The organism is Chitinophaga sp. RAB17, assembly GCF_052114225.1.
Taxonomy (GTDB): domain Bacteria; phylum Bacteroidota; class Bacteroidia; order Chitinophagales; family Chitinophagaceae; genus Chitinophaga.
The window spans coordinates 227,259-242,104 of the sequence record NZ_JBFREI010000012.1 but is presented as its reverse complement, the minus strand read 5'-3'; the positions used below and the strand labels follow the sequence as shown (position 1 = coordinate 242,104).

Sequence of the window (14,846 nt, the reverse complement as noted above, 5' to 3'; positions counted from 1 at the left end):
AATAAATGCAGCCTCGACTTTATAAGTATATCAACATCGCCATTGCCACCGTTTGGATAGTGAATGGATTATTTTGCAAGGTATGTAACCTGGTACCCAGGCATCAATTGATTGTAGCCAGGATCCTGGGTGCGCCGCATGCACAGCTGTTTACCCGCACTATTGGTTTCCTGGAAGTATTAATGGCGGTGTGGATCCTCTCTTCCATAAAACCGAGGTGGTGTGCTCTCGCACAGATAATACTGGTAGCCACCATGAACATCATTGAATTCATCGCTGTGCCTGACCTCTTACTCTTCGGAAGAATAAATATTGTAATAGCGGCTCTTTTTATCTTCCTCATCTATTGGAATCAGTATCGTCTTCATCGCTCAAAACCCAGTTACTGATGCTGTCCTTTCTTAAAAATCATCCTTTTGCGGTAGAGGCATTTTTCGACAGCTCGCTGGTATTGACCTACGCGGTTCCTATGGCCGCTTTACGACCGATGGTGCCGGCAAAACTGGAACTGGATCTCTTCCAGGAAAAATGGGCTTTTATTGCGGTGGCCGTAGTAAAAACAAAGCAGCTAAGACCAAAAGGATTTCCTGGTTTTATGGGACATGATTTTGTGCTCACCGGCTACAGAGCCTTTGTACGATATACTACCAGCCGGGGAAGGAAGTTGCGCGGACTATACATCCTGAAATCAGAAACAGATAAGAAGAAGATGGAATGTTTAGGTAACCTGTTTACACACTATAATTACACCACCACAGATATTGATATAAAACAAGAAGAAGATACCGTTCGGGTGCAGTCGCGGAAATCAGGTGTAGATATTGCCGTTCATCTTGGCAACCTGGATGCAGGACTTCCTGCAGGTTCTCCTTTTAACAACTGGAAAGAAGCAAGACGATTTGCAGGCCCATTGCCTTTTACATTCAGTTGTAATGATACATCCAATAAAGTACTCATCATTGAAGGTGTCAGAGAAAACTGGACACCCCGACCTGTGGAGGTGCTCACATCGGAAGTGGACTTTCTGAAAATCCCGGCATGGGAAGGAGCGGTGCTGGCTAATGCATTTTTGATTCAACAAATTCCTTATTACTGGAAAAAAGGGAGGATGGATATATGGAAAGAGTAGAACGAACAGCCTGCCAGGGCCTGATAAATATTATACGCTTTAACTGGCATTTCTATTTGTTGTCAATATTGTTCATCGTGGCGGGATTATTTTTCCGGCAATTGATCCCCGTGCAGGTACTGCTGGTACTCATCATACTCAGTACCTTACTATCTTTAGGGGTATCCTGGTATATTTATGATGGTAGCGGATTGTATCACCTGCGCTGGTTAGATGAACTGCCAGTTTCTACAGGTCAGCGGATCATTAATATCCATGCGGGTTTTGACGAAACGAGCCATTTCCTGCAGCAAAAGTATCCGGGAGCAGAGCTTCAGGTATTTGATTTTTATGATCCGTTGAAGCATACTGAAATTTCGATTGAGCGTGCAAGAAAAGCATATGCGCCTTACCCTGGAACGCAGATCATCCGTACAACCGCTGTTCCACTACCAGTTGCGTCAGCGCATGTCATCTTTCTTTTCCTGGCTGCCCATGAAATCAGGAAGGAGGAAGAGAGATGCCGGTTTTTTGAGCAACTGCATCATAGTTTGCAGGAGAATGGAAAAATTATAGTGCTGGAACACTTGAGAGACACCCGTAATTTTATCGCGTATAATATAGGTTTCCTGCATTTTTTTTCCGGCAGCACATGGAAGCGCACCTTTGCAGCAGCGCAGCTTATCATCGGAAAAGAAATGAAGATTACTCCTTTTCTGTCCGCATTTATTCTTGAGAAAAATGGAATTACATCTTAAGATCACGGGATATATCCTCGTACTATTATCCATCATACATATTTTCTTTCCGGGTTATTTTAACTGGAAGAAGGAATTTGCAGTGGTAAGTCTTTTAAGCAGACAAATCATGTATGTGCATACTTTTTTTATCGCGCTGGTTGTATTGTTGATGGGGCTATGCTGTATCTCTGCGGCGGAAGATATATTGCAAACAAGGCTGGGACATCTGCTGGCCCTGGGATGTTTTATTTTCTGGGCCATCCGCCTGCTATTTCAGTTTTTCGTGTATTCTCCCTTGTTATGGAGAGGGAAGCGTTTTGAAACCATCGTCCACGTGTTATTTTCTTTTCTCTGGGGATATTTCAGCGTGGTATTCTTCCTGGTATCCGGTATTTAATGATCAGCAGTTTTCCGGCAGATATCAATGGCTGGAAAACTGCTGATGTGCTCATTATTTTTGCGGAGTACCGGTAGTTGGAATCACCTTCTTTATGGTACCATCGTCATTATAATATAGCTTATCCACACAAATAGATCTCAGCCAGTCTTCATGCGATATGGAACTGTTATGATAAAAAGAATACCACTGTCCTTTGTATGCTACAATAGACCCGTGATTGGTAAAGCTGTCAGTAGGATCCATATATATGCCCTGCGATGTCCATGGTCCTAAAGGAGACTTGCTGGTAGCATACCGCATCTGATTGTGCTTACCATCTTTGTCGTGGTTGTCTGAGTAAGAAAGATAGTAGATCCCATTTCTTTTGTGTACCCAGCTGGCTTCGTGGAAATCTTCCAGTCCCTCCATTTTCTGCATAGGCCCTGCTATTTCAGTCATGTTGTCTTTCAGTTTACCCCCCTTACAGGTGGCACCGCCTCCATAATACAGGTAAGGCTGTCCGTCATCGTCAATAAATACGGTAGGGTCAATCATGGATTCCAGTCCTTCTATATATCCCTGGACCTTGAAATCGCTGGCGGGATGCTTGCTGGTAGCCACTCCTATTTTCCAGGTTGAATTCCATTGGTCACCGGAACCGGTAGGATGCGGGAAGTAAAAATAGTAAGTGCCATTTTTATAGGCGCAATCCGGTGCCCACATGAAACCGCCTTCTTTCCGACCCCAGGGCACCTGGCAGGCCCTCAATATTTCCCCGTGATCTTTCCAGTGTACCATATCATTTGTGGAAAATACGTGGTACTGATCCATTAAATCGCAACCTCTCGGTGGTGCAATGTCATGCGAAGCATAAACATATAAACGGCCATCTTTCCATACATGCGCCGATGGATCAGCGGTGTACATGTTTGTGATGAATGGATTTTTTTGTGCCCGGGCAGTCGTGGATATTGCCCCGCATACGGCAAGTGTCAGGATCGACAGCTTGCACGCCTTTACCGTGGAATTAAATACCTGATCAATCTTCATCATTAGTTATTATTATGTTGATAATGAACTATAAAGGCTAAAATTAAATCCGGGGCCTTAACAGGAGACCTAATTTTGCGCAAACAGGCTTAATTAAGATGGAAAAAGAAAGATAAATGCGGAGGTATTAGATAATAATAGGATATTAATGAGAAGAGGTCATCTCTTTCTTAATGGTTTTATTTTGTTGAATGTTTGTATAATTTCGTGTCTGCAACATTCACTCCTTTGTTGTGGAACACAATTTTTATTTTATGATAAAAATAGCCTTAGCTTCCCCTCCATTTCCGGCATCCATTAATGATGGCTTATTCTGGATGGAAAAATTGATAAAAGCTGCAGTCAAAGAAAATGCGGAAATCATTTGTTTCCCGGAATCATATATTCCCGGCTATCCGGGAATGGGGGCGGGGCCGGAAGAGCGTACTGAAGAGCAGCTGCAATCGGCATTAGATGCAGCCTGCAAAATGGCTGCTGAAAATGGGATCGCCATTATTCTGCCCATGGACTGGCATCACCCCACTGGACTTTTAAATGTAGCCTTCGTGATATCAGATAAAGGGGAGATATTGGGTTACCAGACAAAAAATCAACTGGACCCAACGGAAGATAATATGTGGGTGGCCGGCACGCAACGCAGCATTTTTGAAATAAAGGGGGTGAAGTTTGGTATTACCATCTGCCATGAAGGATTCCGGTACCCCGAATCAGTAAGATGGGCTGCCCGGCAGGGTGCCAGAATTGTATTTCATCCGTATTTTGTTGGAAGCAACAGCAGTGGGGCGGAGCTCACAGAATGGGGCCATAAGGACAGTCCTTATTATGAAAAAGCAATGATGATGAGAGCAATGGAGAATACCATCTACTTCGCCAGTTCCAATTATGCCTCCCGGTATCCGGAAGCAGCCAGCTCATTAATTGCTCCCGATGGTACGTGTATGATTCACGGCACTTATGGAACGCCGGGTGTTGTAATAGCAGATGTTGATCCCGCATTGGCTACGGGATTATTGGCTAAAAGATTTAAAGAGGAATTGTATAAATAACCTGGAAGATTACAGGCATGTATCCCATCATTGATTTGAAACATGCCTGTAGAAGCGCCGTCCATTAAAGGATTTCGGCTAATTGCGCAGCTGAATAGTTGATGGATTTCAGTGTTTTATTATCATTTTTCCGGTATACCAGGTACAAATTATCGATCTCCTTAAAATAGCAGTCTACGTTTTCAGTTGCTTTATAGTGTTCCACTGTTTTCTCCGCTTCTTCTACTGTTTTACAAGCCTTGCTCATATTAGATCTGTGTACTTCGTCAAAAAGTTCGCGGAATTTTTCGCCAAGGCCAAACTCCAGTATGGCGCCAGATAGAACATATTGGAGATCGCATAAAGCATCGGCAATTTCTACTATATTTTTGTCGGCAATCGCCTGTTTCAATTCATTTAATTCTTCCTGGAGAAGTGATACTCTTAATTCACAACGTTGTGCTGCCGGAATAATGGGGGTCTGTTGGATCGGGTGTTTAAATGTGGTGTGAAATTCGGCCACCTGGCTTAATGCCTTGATATCTTCCATAAAAAAGAGTTTTTAACCTTTAAATATAGTTTTTTCTGTTGGTGCAACAGGTTATTCCATTTCCTCGATAGTGCCCTCATTTTCTCCGAGCTGCCGTCCCCATCTGGCAATGGCTTCGAGCGGACCTGTCAGGGTTTCCCCGAATGGGGTCAGCGCATATTCTACCCGGAGAGGAGGCTTGGCCCCGAATGATGTTCTTTGGATCAGCCCATCTGCTTCGAGTGCTTTTAACTGGAGGCTTAACATTTTCTCTGTGATATCCGGGATATGTTGCCGTAGTTCCGAAAAACGCATGGTTTTTTTTCGCAGGTACCATAGGATAACACTTTTCCATTTTCCACCAATATAATCCATCGTAATATCCATTGCACAGTGATAGGTTTTCCCATGAAGTTTAAAACCAACGTTTTTTCCTTTAATAATCATAATGTTTTTTTGTACTGTCAGAATTGACAGTTATTGCGCATGATGCGGAAGCAGTTTACTTTTGGTGCTTAAAATTATTCAAAAATAGAAAATGAAAACCAAAATTCATACTTATACATCGCAGGAACCCATGATGAAAGTTAATGCTTTCATTGTAGAAGGGGCTAATGAACTGGTAATAGTAGATACTACGCTCACGAGAAGCGATAGTCTTGGATTAAAGCAACAAGCCGATGCCCTGCAGAAGCCTATTTCAGGGATTATTCTTACACATGGACATCCTGATCATGTGGCTGGCACCTATCATCTTAAAGAACATGCTGATATACCGGTATTTGCCGTGCCTTCGGTGAAACAATTAATGCTGGACACCGAACAGATTAAACATGCCCAATGGTCTGGTATGTTTGGTCAGGAATGGATACCTGAATGGTCGTATCCTACGGAATTGGTCAACAATGGTGACCAGGTACGTATTGGCGATATCACTTTTTCCGTGCTGGACATTGGCGCAGGGGGAGATTGTGATGCCAATTCCATCTGGCTGCTGGAAGATGAAAATCGCGCAGCTTTTGTCGGGGATCTGTTGTACAAAAACAACCACACATATATGAATGATGGTGGTATTCTTCGCTGGCTGTCTAACCTGGAAACATTAACCCCGGCGTTGAAAGATTTCGGCTCTTTCTACGTAGGACATGGCGCTGTATGTGATATCAAAGATTTTGGTAAACAGCAGGCATATTTCCTCCGGTATTGTTCAGAAGTTTTGAAAGCAACCAATGGAACCGGCATTTTTAATGACAACAGCAGAAAACTTTTTGAACAAACAATGTTGTCTGCATACCCTGATTATGGTTGCCAGTTCATGGTGGGCCTTTCAGCAGATCGGGTAGGGAAAGAACTTGCAGGTATTCATCAACATTAAGTCAAACAAATTTTACATGAAAAATATAGGAATACTGGGAACCGGCATGGTAGGCAATACGATTGCTACAAAACTTATTCAGCAGGGATACAAAGTAATGATGGGGTCAAGAACTCCTGATAATGAAAAGGCACTCGCATGGGTAAAACAACATGGCGACAACGCTTCCTCGGGAACATTTGCGTCCGCTGCCGCATTCGGGGACATTATTTTCAATTGCACCCAGGGAGAAATTTCGCTGGAGGTAATGAAGCAGGCAGGCATCGATAACCTTAGGAACAAAATCCTGATAGATGTTAGTAACCCGCTCCAATTTATACCTGGTAAAAGACCAGTGCTCATTCCCGAACTATGTAACACCAATTCATTAGGAGAAGCCATTCAGAATTTTTTACCGGATACACACGTAGTGAAAACGCTGAATATTGTTAACTGTGAAGTGATGGTAGATGCCGGCAGATGTGGAGAAGCAGCTACCATGTTCCTGGCCGGAAATAGTTCAGCCGCTAAAGCAGAAGTAGTTGAAATACTGCAACAGTTTGGATGGAAGGATATTATTGATCTGGGCGATATTGAACATGCCCGTTCAACAGAGATGATGTTGCCTGTTTGGTTGAGCGTATTTATGGCTACAAAAAATGGAAATATAGGGTTTAAAATCGCGAGATGAGTAGGCGGCTCCGGAACCTGCACTCACCAGCATATTTAAAAAGAAAAGGAATAGACGTAAGTCTATTCCTTTTCTTTTTAGTCCTTGCCGACAGGAAAGGGCTGCAACCTGGGCAACAAATTTTATAGGTTTTATTTTAAGGTGTTACAACTCGCTTTTGAGCCGACTATTTTTGTATTATCACTTTTCCTGTCAGCTTTTCTCCTGTGGTAGTATTGATTTTTATGAGATAGATGCCTGCCGGTATATGATTTGGTACTTTCATGTTGTTTGTTTTCATTATACTCTTATAAACAGGTACACCATTCATATTATTTATGATAATCGTACTGCCCGCAAGATCCTTGTTGTATTGAAAGGAGATCTCTCCCTTAGTTGGATTCGGATGTAGCTTTAACTCCATCGGGAGTCCTGTTTTGCCGGCAAACAGAAGTTGATTGCTGACAATTACTACGGCCTTGGTGCGGCTACTACTTACACAACTATCGAGGATTGATTCAACATAATAATGCAAAGTATCTGAAGTAAGTGGATGAACCGGAAAAGCATTGCCGGTAAAAAGTGGGGAACCGCCTGTTGCTGTGGAATACCATTTGAAAGTAGCTCCCGGCGGCGCAATTGCTTTCAGGGTATCATAGGCATTTACGATCATAAATAATGTATCATGGGCGAGCGAAGGAGGTGTCCGTGGAGTAACACCCACTTTTACAGGAATGCGTTGTGGATATTCACAGGATCCTTTAGCCGTAACATAATAGGTGGTGGTGGTATTGGGGCTTACGCTATAATCCGGGCCGGTATGAAGTGGTGTTCCTCCTGTAGGAGCACTATACCAGATGATGGAGTATAGCGCATTAGGAACCACCTGGACGGCATGCAGGGTGGCGCTGTCACCTTTGCAGATATGTATACTGTCGATATCCACTCGTGGTAAAGAGGATGTACTGCCTGCGAAATATGAATGACGAACAGAGTCAGACCTGCATCCGGTTACGCGATTTACAGCCTGTATATAAATATCTCCCTGTGAACCGGCGAAGTTTGTATAATAGGGTAGTTGTACAGAATCGCTGTTTAATACTACATAAGAAGTATCTAAAATCAATTGCGAAAATGCCGTGTAGATAACTCTTACATTATAATCCATATCTGGCTGATGATTCAGTATTGATACGAAAGGTGCGCCACATACCATTCCTTCAGGGGGATAATAAATGGGGTTGTCTACGCTGTTTTTCCGGTAAGCATAATAAAGCCGGAAGTTACTTAGCAAACCAACAAGACTGCTGCTTAGTTTGATTTTTACCCGGTCAAATTGTTGTTGTGGTCGCAGTAATATTTCTCCACGGCTATTGCATTGCAGGAGCTGCACTATGCTGGAATCCACAACACGGGTATCATTATTGAATGTGCTGCCATTATAGGTTTCCACTGTTACTCCACCAAATAAGTTGGCAGACAATACAGGATTTCCACTGCCGATCCCGATAATAAGGGAGTCGCAACCAGTAGCACTTGAGGCTGGGAAAATAAGTGTTTGCTCCACGCTTACACCTAAAAGGCCTACATTGATAATAAAGGTGGAATAGTCTTCAAGGCTGCTGTTGTTTATGGGGTTGTTTGGATTATTTACTCCGCACAGCAAACAGAGGCCATTTACCTTGTTGGTTTGACTATTGGCATATGTTTTCTGCCCGAGCGCTTTTGATGACATTGCCAGAACAGCAAATAATATAATGAGCAGTTTTTTGGGGACAAAGTAGAAATTACACATTAAGATGGATTTATTGTGATCAAATAGGGTTTATTAATTAACACAGATAAGGTCATTGTCTGGAGGGATGTAGGCCTCCATTTTTAAAGTTATATGTTCAGGGTTAATATCAGGCCGCAGCTTTCAGATAGCAATATATGGAAGGATAATGCCAGGCTAAATATCTTTATTTCTGCTGCAATTGCGTGTCATCCATCATCATGTGCAAAGCAGCCTAAAAACGATAGTTTCAAAAGTTGCCTTTCAATACACAATGAAATCCCGAAATTGCTTTTATTCGGGTTGCTTTGGGTTTATGGGGAGGCTGCTGCTGGATCAAGTTGAAAACCTGGGGAATATCTTTTTTTCAAATTGCCTCCTGACCTTACCTATACATACATATCCATCTGTCATTCAACTGGAATAAAGCCATCTTGCCCCCTGGAGATATTTTGATGAATAAACCCTTTATACCTGCTTCTTTTTATTCGCATATTTCTTTCCGCAGCCACAATTTGGTGCTGAATCCACTGCTATAGCCAGTTCTGACCTCCATTCGTCTTCTAATTCGGTAGTACATCCGGTAGTCACCCCCGTATCAAGTCCACCTCATCCCCACATCAAGTCCACCTCACCCTCGCATCAAGTCCACCTCATCCTCGTATCAAGTCCACCTCATCCCCACATCAAGTCCACCTTTCCTGCAGGGCTTCTATATGTGCATAGCGGATGCTAAGCATAGCATAGACGGAGTCTACATAATGAAAAGGCAATGCTGACTATAATGATGGGGGTTCTTAATGCACTATATTTTTAAAGCGTATTTAGAGACAACGAAGATAAAATTCCTTCTAAAATATCCGTGATGCAGGCTTTCGGGCAGCTGGCAGGCTTTTAACCTGATATTAAGGTCGCATAAGATCGTAGGAGAGAAAATGGATCAAGTTGAAAACTTGGGGGATAGCATAAAAAATAGTTTTTTTGCGTCCAATTAAGATTGATAGCCGTGGATAAGAATTTTAGCCTTCTGATCGAGGCGCTGCTACCAGAAGGGATTTTATACTATTTCGAGATAACTGATGCTTCTCAAAATGAGACTGAAATAAGTATTTATTTAGAAGAAAAGAATATTGCTCCAGCTGAGCATCAGCATAAAAAACTTCACACCAAAGACTTCCTTCCTCCCGTTGCCGTTCAGGATTTTCCTATCCGCAGAAAGAAGGTCACTTTATATGTAAAGCGCCGTCGGTGGGAGGTCGTAGCCACCGGAGAAACCGTAACAAGAGATTGGGAAATAGTGAAAAAGGGAACGCGAATGACATTGGAATTCGGTTATTTTTTAAAAGGATTACTTAGATAATCATCCTATCAGCCCTGTTCAGCTTGGCCATATCTACGGAGTTGACGGGAAACAACTCGGCCAGCAATACAAACACCATCTAAGCGATTTTTCCAGTTGGGAGCAGAAAGAACATGCTGCTGAATGGATGGTTTTTGAACAAAACATTGGCACCGCTTTAAGTATAGATGAGACAGCCTTTTCCAGTGGAGAATTATATACAATCGTTACTAATAAGCTGGCTAAAGGGCGCAAAGGCTCAATAGTGGCTATGATTAAGGGTACCCAGTCTGAATTTCTGAAAGAAATACTGTTTAAAATTCCTAAACGGCTGCGTCAGAGAGTACAAGAAGTTACGATAGATATGTCTGGTAGCCTTAATAGTGCTGTTAAAGCATGCTTCACCAACGCCTATAGGGTGATAGATCGCTTCCATGTGCAACACCTGGCTTTTGACGCAGTGCAGGAAATAAGAATAAAGCATCGCTGGGAGGCGCTGGAACAGGAAAATCAGGAGTATGAGCAAGCCAAACGGGCAGCAGTGAAGTATGAACCAGTCAGACTCCCCAATGGCGACACGGCCAAGCAGCTGCTAGCCAGAAGCAGATATTTGCTGTTTAAACATCCCAGACTATGGACCAGAGAACAGCAGCAGAGAGCCGAACTTTTATTTAGTCATTATCCCCTTATCCATAAATCTTATCAACTATCTCTGCGACTGGGCGAGGTTTACAGGCAGTGTAAGTGCAAGGAAGAGGCGTTTAAAAAACTGGCCCTGTGGTATAATGACGTAGAACAAGCTGGTATATTATCCTTCAAAACCGTTGCCAGGACTATCAGAACTCATTATCTGGGTATTCTCAACTTCTTCAACAACAGAGCCACAAATGCCGCCGCCGAGTCTTTTAATGCAAAAATAAAGTCCTTTAGAAACGCCCTGAGAGGGGTACGGGATGTAGAATTCTTTCTTTACAGATTAACTAAACTCTATGCTTAAAATTTATACTATCCCCCAAGTTTTCAACTTGATCCGAGAAAATTAAAGGGAAATCGACTAAAATAGAAAAACCCGCTCATTGAGCGGGTTTCTTCGAGATTTTGCGGACCGGACGGGACTCGAACCCGCGACCTCCGCCGTGACAGGGCGGCATTCTAACCAACTGAACTACCGATCCGTTCCAAAAAATAGTACTAAAAACTTCCTATCTTTCTGTCTCCCAATTCGTTGTGTTGTTCCGTTTTGGGATTGCAAAGATAGCAACAAAGTTCCCAATTAAGCAAATCTTTTTTAAAAAATATTTTCAGCATTATCTTTACACCCGATCTTTAACCAATTTAATCAAATTATGCAATTCCTGGATTTCGAGAAACCTATCGCTGACTTATATGAGCAGCTGGAGAAGCTGAAGGAAAATGGTGAAAAATCAGGCGTAGATGTATCTGCTACCGTGAGCGAGTATGAACAGAAAATCGTTGATACCCGTCAGAATATCTATGGCCACCTCACCCCCTTTCAGCGTGTACAGCTGAGCCGTCATCCGGATAGGCCCTATACGCTGGCGTACATCGAAAAGATGTGTACCAACTTTACGGAACTGCATGGCGACCGGAATGTAAAAGACGATAAGGCCATGGTAGGCGGTTTTGCCGACCTGGATGGTGAAACAGTCATGTTTATTGGCCAACAAAAAGGCGTAAACACCAAAATGCGTCAGCTTAGAAACTTCGGTATGGCTAACCCGGAAGGTTACCGCAAAGCCCTCCGCCTCATGAAACTGGCCGAAAGATTCAATAAGCCGGTAGTTACCCTCATTGATACTCCCGGTGCTTATCCCGGCCTGGAAGCAGAAGAAAGAGGCCAGGCAGAAGCTATTGCCCGGAATCTCTTTGAAATGGTCAAACTCCGTGTACCCGTAATCTGCATTATAATAGGCGAAGGTGCATCCGGTGGCGCGTTAGGCATTGGCATCGGCGACAGGGTATTTATGCTGGAAAACAGCTGGTATACCGTTATTTCTCCCGAAAACTGCTCTACAATCCTCTGGCGTAGCTGGAACTTTAAGGAAAAAGCAGCGGAAGAACTGAAACTTACCTCTGATTATATGAGCCAGTTTGGCCTGGTAGACGGAATTGTTCGTGAACCACTCGGTGGAGCGCATGTAAACCCCGATGAAATGGCCCATTTATTAAAAGTGCGTATCAAGGAAACACTGGCAGAATTAAAGAAAATTGATCCCGATACCCGCATTGAACAACGTATTGATAAGTTCTCCCGCATGGGCTTTTACGAAGAGAAATAAAAAAATATTTAGAGATCACAATAAAAATTTCGAATTTCGGCCTTCGGAATTCGAAATTTTTATTTTCCCGTAAACACAATATGGAACAACTAAAAGGCACCGGGGTGGCATTGGTAACACCCTTTAAAGCAGATGAAAGCATCGATTGGAATGCTTTGGAAAAGTTGATCAACTACGTGATCGATGGCGGCGTTAACTATGTTGTGTCTTTAGGCACAACCGGTGAAACACCTACTCTTTCTGCAGATGAAAAGCTGGATTTGATAAAATTCACTTTCGAAAAGGTGTCGAAGCGGGTGCCTGTAGTGATTGGGATTGGTGATTATAATACCCGGGATGTAGTGAAACGGCTGGAAAAATGTCCACTGGACGAAGCTGCAGCAGTACTCAGCGTAGCGCCGTATTACAGCAAACCTACCCAGGAAGGAATATTTCAGCATTATAAAACCATTGCTGCCGCCTCTCCTAAGCCCATTATCCTGTATAATGTGCCCGGACGCACCGGTCGTAACATGACGGCTGAAACTACCCTGCGCCTCGCGCATGAAGTAGAAAATATCATTGCCATGAAGGAAGCTTCCGGCGATATGATGCAGTGCATGCAGATTATCCGCGACAAACCAAAGGACTTCCTGGTGATCAGTGGTGATGATGGTCTCGCACTGGCCCAACTGGCCTGCGGTATGGACGGCGTCATTTCTGTAGCAGCCAATTATTTTGCTACCGACTTCTCCAGCATGGTACACGCCGCACTGGTAAACGATTACCCGGCAGCACGTATCCTCAATAACAAAATGCTTGAAGGATTTGAACTGATGTTCTCAGAAAATAATCCGGCTGGTATTAAAGCTTTCCTGCACCATGCAGGCATATGCGGAAATAATTTCCGTCTCCCTGTATTGCCTGTTACGGATGAACTGTACAGCAGGATGGCAGCATATCTGAAGAGCTACTAGCTTCTAAATAGTAAAAGAGGGAAGATGATATCATATCATCTTCCCTCTTTTTATTACTAAAAGCCAAGGGCTAAATCATATAGGTTACGCCTTCCTCTGCAATGGAGGTATTCTCAAAAACGGGCCTGGATTCATCCAGGAAAGGTTGTAATTCGGTGTATTTGGAAGAAAAATGCCCGATAAGCAGTTGCTTTACTTCGGCCGCTGCCGCCAGGGAGGCTGCCTGCACAGAGGTGCTGTGATAACGCTCTGCTGCCCGTTCCTGCAAATCATGCAAATAGGTGGTCTCATGATACATCATGTCCGCATCTTTCAGCCATGGTAGCAGGTTTATATCGTAAATAGTATCTGCACAGTACACATATCTTTTCCCCGGTGGGGGAGGAACGGTCACCCAGTCGTTTTTAACAACGGAGCCATCTTTCCGCTGATAATCAGCTCCATCCTGTAATTTGCTGAAATAAGCAGCAGGAATTTCATACGCCCTTGCCTGTTCGGGAATCAACTTCCGCTTCCTTTTCTGTAACTCAAATGAAAATCCGAAGCAGGAAATCCTGTGCTGGGTAGGGAAACAGCTTACACGCAAGTCCTTATCCTCCAGTATGATACCGCTATATCCGGGTTGAAGCGGCACAAAAGACAATTCAAATTTTAAAACAGTGCCCGAACAATCCAGCTGCAACTGGATAATCTGCTCCAGCTCCGGTGGCGCATATACGCTGAGCGGATCAGTACGTCCCATGAGACTGAGGGTGTTCAGCAAACCTATTAATCCAAAATAATGATCTCCGTGAAGATGACTGATGAAAATATATCTCAGCTTACTGCGCTTAATCCTGTATTTGGCAATCTGTAATTGTGTTCCTTCTCCGCAATCTACCAGCAGCAACTGTTCGTTGCAGGTAACTACCTGGGCCGTGGGGTGCCTGTCCAGGGTAGGGATAGCTGAGTTGTTACCTAATATTGTTACTGCAAACATGTATTTATCGTTTAGCCGTTAGCTTTTAACTCTTAGTCCGCTGCATTGCCTGAAGGCCCAAAGCTAACGTCTAAAAGCGTTTTTCTATTCCATTCCTTCCAATAATTCTCTTTCCAGCTCTTCCATCATGATCAGATCTATCGCTTCGGCCATCGTAGGCGCTATATTTAACATATCATCACCTGCTTCTTTCAACGCAGCTGTTAAGGTGTTGTTAAGACCGGTTAATGCACAGGAAAGTTTATTGTCATACATATACTGGTATACTGTTAAAATGGCTTCAACTCCTTTTTCATCGGTTTTTTCTACTAATGTCATATCCAGTATGAGATTGCGCCCGTTTAATTCCGGTAATGTGGTAGCAGTGGTAATGAAGTCATCTGACAAATTAGCATCCAGGGCGACTTCTTCCGGACAAAAAACGACTATTTTTTCTTTGGTATCAATTTTGAATTTCATGCGTTGGACGTTGTTTTATACTTTAGTAAAAATAAATTTTGAACAGAGGGAACCCGCCTATAAAATATAACCGCAAGAGATTGAAACAAAAACCTCCATTTCTTCGTAGATATTTTTAAACGAACGTACCCGCATCACCGCAAAAATAATTCTTATACTATTAAAGTGTAAGTTGTTTAAGTTT

Annotated in this window: 17 protein-coding genes and 1 tRNA gene; 11 read left to right on the top strand and 7 right to left on the bottom strand. The window is 43.1% G+C overall.

What is annotated here, in order from left to right:
- Window positions 1–5 precede the first annotated feature (5 nt).
- Genes AB4Z08_RS29950 through AB4Z08_RS29935 form a run of 4 tightly spaced genes read left to right on the top strand, consistent with a single transcriptional unit; the run spans window position 6 to window position 2,245 of the window.
- A complete protein-coding gene (locus tag AB4Z08_RS29950) occupies window positions 6–389 on the top strand; it encodes a DoxX-like family protein (protein ID WP_441577467.1) in 384 nt (127 codons plus the stop codon).
- On the top strand, window positions 389–1,129 hold the full coding sequence (locus AB4Z08_RS29945; protein ID WP_441577466.1) for a DUF2071 domain-containing protein: 741 nt from the start codon (window positions 389–391) through the stop codon (window positions 1,127–1,129). Before AB4Z08_RS29950 ends, AB4Z08_RS29945 begins: the two co-directional genes overlap by 1 nt.
- Window positions 1,117–1,866, top strand: a complete 750-nt coding sequence (locus AB4Z08_RS29940; protein WP_441577465.1) for a methyltransferase — start codon at window positions 1,117–1,119, stop codon at window positions 1,864–1,866. Before AB4Z08_RS29945 ends, AB4Z08_RS29940 begins: the two co-directional genes overlap by 13 nt.
- Window positions 1,850–2,245 (top strand): hypothetical protein, encoded by a 396-nt coding sequence (locus tag AB4Z08_RS29935; RefSeq protein ID WP_441577464.1) that lies wholly within the window; start codon window positions 1,850–1,852, stop codon window positions 2,243–2,245. The genes AB4Z08_RS29940 and AB4Z08_RS29935 overlap by 17 nt, the downstream gene beginning before the upstream one ends.
- A gap of 54 nt (window positions 2,246–2,299) precedes the next feature.
- On the opposite strand, the gene AB4Z08_RS29930 is transcribed toward AB4Z08_RS29935, so the two are convergent.
- The gene (locus AB4Z08_RS29930) at window positions 2,300–3,280 is read right to left on the bottom strand and encodes a family 43 glycosylhydrolase (protein ID WP_441577463.1); all 981 of its coding nucleotides are present in this window, start codon (window positions 3,278–3,280) and stop codon (window positions 2,300–2,302) included.
- A 251-nt stretch (window positions 3,281–3,531) separates the two neighbouring features.
- Here AB4Z08_RS29930 and AB4Z08_RS29925 point away from each other — a divergent pair, with 251 nt between their 5' ends.
- On the top strand, window positions 3,532–4,323 hold the full coding sequence (locus AB4Z08_RS29925; protein ID WP_441577462.1) for a carbon-nitrogen hydrolase family protein: 792 nt from the start codon (window positions 3,532–3,534) through the stop codon (window positions 4,321–4,323).
- A 64-nt stretch (window positions 4,324–4,387) separates the two neighbouring features.
- Here AB4Z08_RS29925 and AB4Z08_RS29920 read toward each other — a convergent pair whose 3' ends face one another.
- Window positions 4,388–4,852, bottom strand: coding sequence for a hypothetical protein (locus tag AB4Z08_RS29920; protein ID WP_441577461.1), 465 nt, complete (start codon window positions 4,850–4,852; stop codon window positions 4,388–4,390).
- A gap of 51 nt (window positions 4,853–4,903) precedes the next feature.
- Window positions 4,904–5,278: a winged helix-turn-helix transcriptional regulator gene (locus tag AB4Z08_RS29915; RefSeq protein WP_441577460.1), complete on the bottom strand. Its 375-nt coding sequence runs from the start codon at window positions 5,276–5,278 to the stop codon at window positions 4,904–4,906.
- A gap of 91 nt (window positions 5,279–5,369) precedes the next feature.
- Here AB4Z08_RS29915 and AB4Z08_RS29910 point away from each other — a divergent pair, with 91 nt between their 5' ends.
- Together AB4Z08_RS29910 and AB4Z08_RS29905 are read left to right on the top strand one after the other, a co-directional pair.
- Window positions 5,370–6,206, top strand: a complete 837-nt coding sequence (locus tag AB4Z08_RS29910) for an MBL fold metallo-hydrolase (RefSeq protein WP_441577459.1) — start codon at window positions 5,370–5,372, stop codon at window positions 6,204–6,206.
- Window positions 6,184–6,876, top strand: coding sequence for an NADPH-dependent F420 reductase (locus tag AB4Z08_RS29905; protein ID WP_441577458.1), 693 nt, complete (start codon window positions 6,184–6,186; stop codon window positions 6,874–6,876). Before AB4Z08_RS29910 ends, AB4Z08_RS29905 begins: the two co-directional genes overlap by 23 nt.
- Window positions 6,877–7,042: 166 nt before the next feature.
- On the opposite strand, the gene AB4Z08_RS29900 is transcribed toward AB4Z08_RS29905, so the two are convergent.
- Complete coding sequence (locus tag AB4Z08_RS29900) at window positions 7,043–8,590, bottom strand: T9SS type A sorting domain-containing protein (RefSeq protein WP_441577457.1); 1,548 nt, start codon at window positions 8,588–8,590, stop codon at window positions 7,043–7,045.
- 1,045 nt (window positions 8,591–9,635) lie between these two features.
- Here AB4Z08_RS29900 and AB4Z08_RS29895 point away from each other — a divergent pair.
- Both AB4Z08_RS29895 and AB4Z08_RS29890 read left to right on the top strand, forming a co-directional pair.
- The gene (locus AB4Z08_RS29895) at window positions 9,636–9,989 is read left to right on the top strand and encodes an ISAon1 family transposase N-terminal region protein (RefSeq protein ID WP_441577456.1); all 354 of its coding nucleotides are present in this window, start codon (window positions 9,636–9,638) and stop codon (window positions 9,987–9,989) included.
- A 7-nt stretch (window positions 9,990–9,996) separates the two neighbouring features.
- The gene (locus AB4Z08_RS29890) at window positions 9,997–10,965 is read left to right on the top strand and encodes an ISAon1 family transposase (RefSeq protein WP_441577477.1); all 969 of its coding nucleotides are present in this window, start codon (window positions 9,997–9,999) and stop codon (window positions 10,963–10,965) included.
- A 104-nt stretch (window positions 10,966–11,069) separates the two neighbouring features.
- On the opposite strand, the gene AB4Z08_RS29885 is transcribed toward AB4Z08_RS29890, so the two are convergent.
- Window positions 11,070–11,143 (bottom strand) — tRNA-Asp (locus AB4Z08_RS29885).
- 171 nt (window positions 11,144–11,314) lie between these two features.
- On the opposite strand from AB4Z08_RS29885, the gene AB4Z08_RS29880 reads away from it, so the two are divergent.
- Both AB4Z08_RS29880 and dapA read left to right on the top strand, forming a co-directional pair.
- Window positions 11,315–12,268, top strand: a complete 954-nt coding sequence (locus AB4Z08_RS29880; RefSeq protein ID WP_441577455.1) for an acetyl-CoA carboxylase carboxyltransferase subunit alpha — start codon at window positions 11,315–11,317, stop codon at window positions 12,266–12,268.
- A gap of 80 nt (window positions 12,269–12,348) precedes the next feature.
- Window positions 12,349–13,224, top strand: a complete 876-nt coding sequence (gene dapA / locus AB4Z08_RS29875) for a 4-hydroxy-tetrahydrodipicolinate synthase (protein WP_441577454.1) — start codon at window positions 12,349–12,351, stop codon at window positions 13,222–13,224.
- A 70-nt stretch (window positions 13,225–13,294) separates the two neighbouring features.
- On the opposite strand, the gene AB4Z08_RS29870 is transcribed toward dapA, so the two are convergent.
- Together AB4Z08_RS29870 and AB4Z08_RS29865 are read right to left on the bottom strand one after the other, a co-directional pair.
- Window positions 13,295–14,203: a ribonuclease Z gene (locus tag AB4Z08_RS29870; protein ID WP_441577453.1), complete on the bottom strand. Its 909-nt coding sequence runs from the start codon at window positions 14,201–14,203 to the stop codon at window positions 13,295–13,297.
- Window positions 14,204–14,287: 84 nt separating this feature from the next.
- Window positions 14,288–14,662, bottom strand: coding sequence for an STAS domain-containing protein (locus AB4Z08_RS29865; RefSeq protein ID WP_441577452.1), 375 nt, complete (start codon window positions 14,660–14,662; stop codon window positions 14,288–14,290).
- Window positions 14,663–14,846 lie beyond the last annotated feature (184 nt).

Excerpts from the sequence above, each read along its gene's own strand:
- AB4Z08_RS29950 (WP_441577467.1), top strand. The coding sequence starts at position 6 with ATGCAGCCTCGACTTTATAAGTATATCAACATCGCCATTGCCACCGTT.
- AB4Z08_RS29945 (WP_441577466.1), top strand. The coding sequence starts at position 389 with ATGCTGTCCTTTCTTAAAAATCATCCTTTTGCGGTAGAGGCATTTTTC.
- AB4Z08_RS29940 (WP_441577465.1), top strand. The coding sequence starts at position 1,117 with ATGGAAAGAGTAGAACGAACAGCCTGCCAGGGCCTGATAAATATTATA.
- AB4Z08_RS29935 (WP_441577464.1), top strand. The coding sequence starts at position 1,850 with ATGGAATTACATCTTAAGATCACGGGATATATCCTCGTACTATTATCC.
- AB4Z08_RS29930 (WP_441577463.1), bottom strand. The coding sequence starts at position 3,280 with ATGATGAAGATTGATCAGGTATTTAATTCCACGGTAAAGGCGTGCAAG.
- AB4Z08_RS29925 (WP_441577462.1), top strand. The coding sequence starts at position 3,532 with ATGATAAAAATAGCCTTAGCTTCCCCTCCATTTCCGGCATCCATTAAT.
- AB4Z08_RS29920 (WP_441577461.1), bottom strand. The coding sequence starts at position 4,852 with ATGGAAGATATCAAGGCATTAAGCCAGGTGGCCGAATTTCACACCACA.
- AB4Z08_RS29915 (WP_441577460.1), bottom strand. The coding sequence starts at position 5,278 with ATGATTATTAAAGGAAAAAACGTTGGTTTTAAACTTCATGGGAAAACC.
- AB4Z08_RS29910 (WP_441577459.1), top strand. The coding sequence starts at position 5,370 with ATGAAAACCAAAATTCATACTTATACATCGCAGGAACCCATGATGAAA.
- AB4Z08_RS29900 (WP_441577457.1), bottom strand. The coding sequence starts at position 8,590 with ATGTCATCAAAAGCGCTCGGGCAGAAAACATATGCCAATAGTCAAACC.
- AB4Z08_RS29880 (WP_441577455.1), top strand. The coding sequence starts at position 11,315 with ATGCAATTCCTGGATTTCGAGAAACCTATCGCTGACTTATATGAGCAG.
- dapA (WP_441577454.1), top strand. The coding sequence starts at position 12,349 with ATGGAACAACTAAAAGGCACCGGGGTGGCATTGGTAACACCCTTTAAA.
- AB4Z08_RS29870 (WP_441577453.1), bottom strand. The coding sequence starts at position 14,203 with ATGTTTGCAGTAACAATATTAGGTAACAACTCAGCTATCCCTACCCTG.
- AB4Z08_RS29865 (WP_441577452.1), bottom strand. The coding sequence starts at position 14,662 with ATGAAATTCAAAATTGATACCAAAGAAAAAATAGTCGTTTTTTGTCCG.